Genomic DNA, 6,172 nt, shown 5'->3' on the forward strand with positions numbered 1-6,172 from the left:
CGGATAGGGAAGTCCTGAACTTCAATCTCAGGGAGGAAACCTTTTGAGTGAAGATGGAGATCAGAGTACTCAGCAGGAATAGTGGCTTTCTCCTCTAAATAAAGAATAAAGCAAGTATCCTGAGAAACATGATTGACTAGGGTAAAGTAATCAAGGATTCCTGAAGGCAAGAACAAGCTTAAAGAAGCAACAGGATCAATCGTTTGGGAAGAGGATGTTTTCATGATGCAAAAATAAGAATTTTAACGCAATCCCCCAAGTTTTCAGACTGAGCCTATATAGGGGATCAGCGTATATAGAATTCATTAATCTTATTTTATTCGTTATATTGACTATTTTAATGCTTATCGTGTTGGTCGTTGAATAGCTTGTATTTTATTATAGAAGGTTCAAACTGTATTAGGTAGAAATCTCTCCCAAATCGTATTATAGTTCGTTAAAAAAGTGTACATTGCACAGATTCTGGACATTTTTGGTGGATAATTGGAACAAAATTGCAAGGTAAACCCGTTTTCTTTTGCTATTTTTGCATCGTGTACGTAAACGAAGTGCACGTAGAAAGAGAACTTATTCAATAACTATAAATAAATAAGGTATGAAAACGAACTATGAAATTCGCTATGCTGCGCATCCTGAGGATGCAAAAAGTTATGATACTACAAGAATCCGCAGAGATTTCTTAATTGAAAAGATATTTGTCCCCAATGAAGTAAATATGGTATATTCCATGTACGACCGTATGGTGGTAGGTGGTGCGCTGCCGGTAGGAGAGGTGCTGACGCTTGAAGCAATCGATCCGCTGAAAGCTCCGTTCTTCCTCACCCGTCGCGAGATGGGTATTTACAATGTCGGCGGTCCCGGTATTGTGAAAGCGGGCGACGCAACCTTCGAACTGGATTATAAAGAAGCTCTTTATCTGGGTTCGGGCGATCGCATAGTGACTTTCGAAAGCAAGGACGCTGCTCATCCTGCCAAATTCTACTTCAACTCACTGACTGCACATCGCAATTATCCCGACCGTAAGGTGACGAAAGCCGATGCCGTAGTAGCTGAAATGGGTTCTTTGGAAGGCTCCAACCACCGTAATATCAATAAGATGCTGGTGAATCAGGTGTTGCCCACCTGCCAGTTGCAGATGGGTATGACGGAACTGGCTCCGGGAAGTGTATGGAACACGATGCCGGCCCACGTACACAGCCGTCGTATGGAAGCCTACTTCTATTTCGAGATTCCCGAAGATCATGCTATCTGCCACTTTATGGGTGAGGTAGGCGAAACACGTCACGTATGGATGAAAGGCGATCAGGCTGTTCTTTCGCCCGAATGGTCTATCCACTCGGCTGCTGCTACCCACAACTATACCTTTATCTGGGGAATGGGTGGTGAGAACCTCGACTATGGCGATCAGGACTTCTCGTTGATTACAGATTTGAAATAACAAATCCAATAGTTTTCCTAATTTAATAATAAAAAGAATTATGAATCAGTATTTGAATTTTTCTTTGGAAGGTAAAGTAGCGCTCGTTACAGGTGCTTCTTATGGTATCGGTTTTGCTATTGCTTCTGCATTCGCAGAACAAGGCGCTAAAGTTTGTTTTAACGACATCAATCAAGAGTTGGTAGACAAAGGAATGGCTGCATACGCTGCAAAAGGTATCAAAGCTCACGGTTATGTATGCGACGTGACAGACGAACCGGCTGTTCAGGCTATGGTTGCTACAATTGCCAAAGAAGTAGGTACAATTGATATCCTTGTAAATAATGCAGGTATTATCCGTCGTGTTCCTATGCACGAGATGGATGCTGCTGATTTCCGTCGTGTAATCGACATCGACTTGAATGCTCCGTTCATCGTTGCTAAGGCTGTTCTTCCTGCTATGATGGAAAAACGTGCTGGTAAGATCATCAACATCTGCTCTATGATGTCCGAACTGGGTCGTGAAACTGTATCTGCTTACGCTGCCGCTAAGGGTGGTCTGAAGATGCTGACTCGCAATATCTGCTCTGAATATGGTGAATACAACATTCAGTGTAACGGTATCGGCCCGGGTTACATCGCTACTCCGCAAACTGCTCCTCTTCGTGAGAAACAAGCAGACGGAAGCCGTCACCCATTCGATTCATTCATCTGCGCCAAGACTCCTGCCGGTCGTTGGTTGGATCCTGAAGAACTGACAGGTCCTGCTGTGTTCCTTGCTTCTGAAGCTTCTAACGCTGTCAACGGCCACGTTCTTTATGTAGATGGTGGTATCCTTGCTTATATCGGAAAACAGCCGAAATAATGTAAGATAGAAGAGATTCCGATAAGGTGATAGAATGGCAAAGAGCATCCTCTTTTCATCTGTCACCTTATTTTTTATCATTCCCTTTGCAGGAGCTATAGGACCGACTTATTGGACATATATGCCCAACGTGTTGAACATATATATCCAACACGTTGGATATATATAGCTGATGCGTTGGATATATAGATCCAACAGATGCGGATATAATAGCCTCTATTTGCAAAGTATATATTATTCATTCAATGTAGACTAATTATGAAAAAGATATTAATTCTGTTTGCTGTAGTCTTGATAGGGTTTGCTTCTTGTGCCGACAGTAAACAGTCAATGACAATCACAGTGACCAATCCGCTGGCTCTTGAACGGGTGGGAGAGATGGTTGAAGTGCCGATGGGCGATGTTGTTGCCAAATTGAAACTGGCAGATACAGCGCAGATTGTAGTGCTTGATGTTGACGGTCAGCAAGTGCCTTATCAGGTGACGTATGACGAAAAGGTTGTTTTCCCCGCTACGGTAGAAGCGAACGGAACGGCTATTTACACTATTCAACCGGGTACACCGGCACCTTTCGATGTCGTTGCTTGCGGTAAATATTATCCTGAACGTCTGGACGACGTTGCCTGGGAAAATGATCTTGGCGGATTCCGTGCGTATGGTCCTGCCTTGCAAGCCCGCGGAGAGCGTGGTTTTGGCTACGACCTTTTCACGAAGTACAACACAACGGAACCGATTCTGGAATCTCTCTATGCGGAAGAACTGAATCCTGAAAAGCGTGCCAAGATAGCTGAATTGAAAAAGACAGATCCTAAAGCTGCTTCCGAACTGCAAAACGCTATCTCTTACCATATCGATCATGGATATGGCATGGATTGCTATGCCGTAGGACCTACGTTGGGTGCCGGTGTTGCTGCTCTGATGGCGGGTGACACTATTATCTATCCTTACTGCTATCGTACACAGGAAATCCTTGATAATGGCCCGCTGCGTTTCACGGTGAAGCTGGAATTTAATCCGCTGGTAGTTCGTGGAGACTCTAATGTAGTGGAGACACGTGTAATCTCACTGGATGCGGGTTCTTATCTCAACAAAACGATTGTTTCATATACCAATCTGAAAGAAGCAATGCCGGTGACTACCGGACTGGTTCTGCGTGAACCGGACGGTGCGACTGTGGCAGATGCTGCCAATGGCTATATCACTTACATGGATCCTACAACAGATCGTAGCGGTGCAAACGGCAAGATATTTGTCGGCGCTGCATTTCCTGCACAGGTGAAAGAAGCGAAAGTGGTTCTTTTTTCTGAAAAGGAAAAGAAAGAACGTGGCGGGGCCGACGGTCATGTTTTAGCTATCAGCGAATATGAGCCGGGTTCTGAATATACTTATTACTGGGGTTCTGCCTGGGATAAGGCTGCTATCAAGACTCCAGATGCCTGGAATAAATATATGGCTGAATATGCGCAGAAGTTGCGCACGCCGCTGGCAGTAGCATATTGATGTGTTGAATTGCTTTTCCAATAGATTAAGCAAAGGTTTCTTTTCACCAAAGAAACCTTTGCTTAATTTTATCTTCCTGAAAAAGAAAGAAAGTTTTTATGTTATAACGCCTTTGAATTATCTCGTAAAAGCGTGTTGTTCGTAATATTCGTATGTTGTTCCGTCTTCTTTCTCTTTTTCACGAAGTTCATAGACTAATTCATTTTCTGTCATTGTGGTCACTGTCCACACTTCTGTGTAATTATCCTCTTCAGTGTCGATGAGAGTCAGCTTATTACCGGAGTAGCTCCATGTACCATGATAATAATTAGTACTTCCGGAGGAGTTGTAGACATCTTTTTCTACATACGTACCGTCTTCCTTGAACTCTATGGAATAACGGTTGGTTCCATTTACAAAATCTTCTTTAGAGTCACTTACCTTTTCACCATCTTCCCATTCTTGTGAAAGATAATACACTCCATTCCATGTTCCTAACAATAAATCACGTGAACCGACAGCGTCGTCATCGTCGTCGCCACAGGAATAAATGCTGAACGACAGTAATACTGCAACTATGCAAACGGTTGCTTTCCAGATTGTTTTCATAATAAATTGTTTTAATTGTTTGATTTTGAGATGATTCGTTTTTTAGACTCTATTTGATAATAGTTTCCACATGTCCGTTCTTGAAGAACAGGTAGAACGAGCTGGAATACATCCATTGCACTTCTCCATTTGATTCTTGAATAGTCTGCGGTTTGCCGAAAGCCAGTAGACATTCATCTTCCGTCATGCCTTTCACCGGCTTGTTGATGTTGATTTCATTCCAGTGAGTAATCGGTGAAAGCTGGTTCGTTATGATGAAGTCGAACATTTTGTTCAATACTTGCGATTCAACCTGTACGAAATCATCCATGATTTCTTTGTGAGATGCTTTCTTGTCCGGTTGTAGCTTCTCCATAGGAGTGATTTTTTTCATTATCACTGCTGATGACTCTATCCGTATATTGGAAAGATAATAAACCAGTTTGCCGTCCTTTACTTGAAACAGGGCTTTGCAATAGTAAGTATTCTTTTGGCTTGAGTCTGCCTGCGAGGCAAGTATCAGATCGCAACTGAAGTTTTTAGCCGGTACGTTGACCTCCGCTATTCCTTCCCGTAACTGTGGACAGACATTCTTGACGGTCCATAGCAGTGCATTAGCGTAGATGTTTTCGTCTTGCATATCGCTGAAAGGGGTAAATCCGCTGACCACATATTTATTGCCGTCTGCACTGACAGGATAGCTCTTTTTCTGTTCGGTGAAAGTCTGTGCTGTTAGTGGGATAATTCCTACCAGTAGATACAAGATTACCAGAAATTGTCGTTTGGTCATCATATTCCGTTCTTTTTAAGAAAACAGCATCCACGGCCCTTTTTGTGAAAAGAAAAGATCGTGGACGCTGAATAAATAATATGGTTTATTGAGGTTTGGTTGTCCTTAGAAGGCAATACCCAGACGAATCATAAAGTTACTGGTCTTGAATCCGTCGGCATCGCTGAATGCATCTATAAATCCGCGTTGATAGGTAAGATCCAGATTGAAACGGTCATACCAGACTCCTACGCCGATATTCATACCTGCATCAAAATGATTGTAGTCAACCTCCATATAATCTGCATAATCACCCCAACTGATGCTTTCTCCATCTTCTTTCATTTTACTTGTGTAATCGTAACTAGCGAAGACTCCTACATGCGGGTCGATACGGACGTTGTCCGCCACAGCAAATTTCCATCCGAATGTGAACGGAGAATATTGTATGTTGTGAGCCATACATTTCGTGTCGTCCACTTTGAAACCACGGGAACCAAGTCCAAACTCCATCCCCCAGTATCCTCCTGTACTGCCTAAAGGCTTCTGATAGCCAAATGTAGCATTATATCCGATGTTTGAATCAGCTCCTTCGGCTCCGTCACCGGAGAAGTTCATGATATTCAGGCCTGCACGTAAGAACCATTGTGTGCTGCTGGCTTGCTTTTCAGTTTTGACGATTGCACTTCTGGATGATACGATTTGTGCTTGAGCTCCTACGCACAGTAAAAGTGCGGCAACCATTGATAGTACTTTTTTCATTGTTATTAATATTTTAGTGATTAATGCGAATCAGTAGTTGAACTCTGATTCCTTGTTTTAGAAAATTAGATAAATGAATGCGATGGCAATTTTGCCCATCGTATGTACTAAAAGTCCAGATGTAGATCTGACTTTCATCGCTCTTTGAATATTTGTTTTTTCATTCAGCCAGTTGAAAAAAGATTCTATCGGTTGTCTGACCTTTGATACTGCAGTTGAAAACAGGTCTCTGCCCGCTTTCTCTCTTTGAGTAATAATAGGCTCCTCTCCCTTTATTGCTTTAACGGGAGTC

General features: G+C 42.7%; 6 protein-coding genes and 2 pseudogenes. 3 read left to right on the plus strand and 5 right to left on the minus strand.

The genetic code is table 11. The features are described 5' to 3' along the window. A pseudogene (locus HMPREF0106_RS27940) lies at positions 1-224 on the minus strand (transposase); the annotation flags it as partial. A 371-nt stretch (positions 225-595) separates the two neighbouring features. Here HMPREF0106_RS27940 and kduI point away from each other — a divergent pair. The 3 genes from kduI to HMPREF0106_RS05910 all read left to right on the plus strand — a co-directional run bounded on the left by kduI (position 596) and on the right by HMPREF0106_RS05910 (position 3,782). Continuing rightward, positions 596-1,438: a 5-dehydro-4-deoxy-D-glucuronate isomerase gene (kduI, locus tag HMPREF0106_RS05920; RefSeq protein WP_008641577.1), complete on the plus strand. Its 843-nt coding sequence runs from the start codon at positions 596-598 to the stop codon at positions 1,436-1,438. A 40-nt stretch (positions 1,439-1,478) separates the two neighbouring features. Next, positions 1,479-2,282, plus strand: a complete 804-nt coding sequence (locus HMPREF0106_RS05915; protein WP_004313702.1) for a gluconate 5-dehydrogenase — start codon at positions 1,479-1,481, stop codon at positions 2,280-2,282. A gap of 258 nt (positions 2,283-2,540) precedes the next feature. Then, complete coding sequence (locus tag HMPREF0106_RS05910) at positions 2,541-3,782, plus strand: DUF4861 domain-containing protein (RefSeq protein WP_009040717.1); 1,242 nt, start codon at positions 2,541-2,543, stop codon at positions 3,780-3,782. A gap of 117 nt (positions 3,783-3,899) precedes the next feature. Here HMPREF0106_RS05910 and HMPREF0106_RS05905 read toward each other — a convergent pair whose 3' ends face one another. From HMPREF0106_RS05905 to HMPREF0106_RS27945, 4 genes and pseudogenes are all read right to left on the minus strand, one after another. Further along, complete coding sequence (locus HMPREF0106_RS05905; protein WP_004307810.1) at positions 3,900-4,370, minus strand: lipocalin family protein; 471 nt, start codon at positions 4,368-4,370, stop codon at positions 3,900-3,902. A 49-nt stretch (positions 4,371-4,419) separates the two neighbouring features. Further along, complete coding sequence (locus tag HMPREF0106_RS05900) at positions 4,420-5,139, minus strand: hypothetical protein (protein WP_394810922.1); 720 nt, start codon at positions 5,137-5,139, stop codon at positions 4,420-4,422. A 105-nt stretch (positions 5,140-5,244) separates the two neighbouring features. Further along, positions 5,245-5,880, minus strand: coding sequence for an outer membrane beta-barrel protein (locus HMPREF0106_RS05895; RefSeq protein ID WP_008023763.1), 636 nt, complete (start codon positions 5,878-5,880; stop codon positions 5,245-5,247). A gap of 57 nt (positions 5,881-5,937) precedes the next feature. Beyond that, positions 5,938-6,172: pseudogene (locus HMPREF0106_RS27945) on the minus strand (transposase); the annotation flags it as partial.

It is taken from the genome of Bacteroides sp. D22, assembly GCF_000163675.1.
GTDB classification, from domain to species: Bacteria; Bacteroidota; Bacteroidia; order Bacteroidales; family Bacteroidaceae; genus Bacteroides; species Bacteroides xylanisolvens.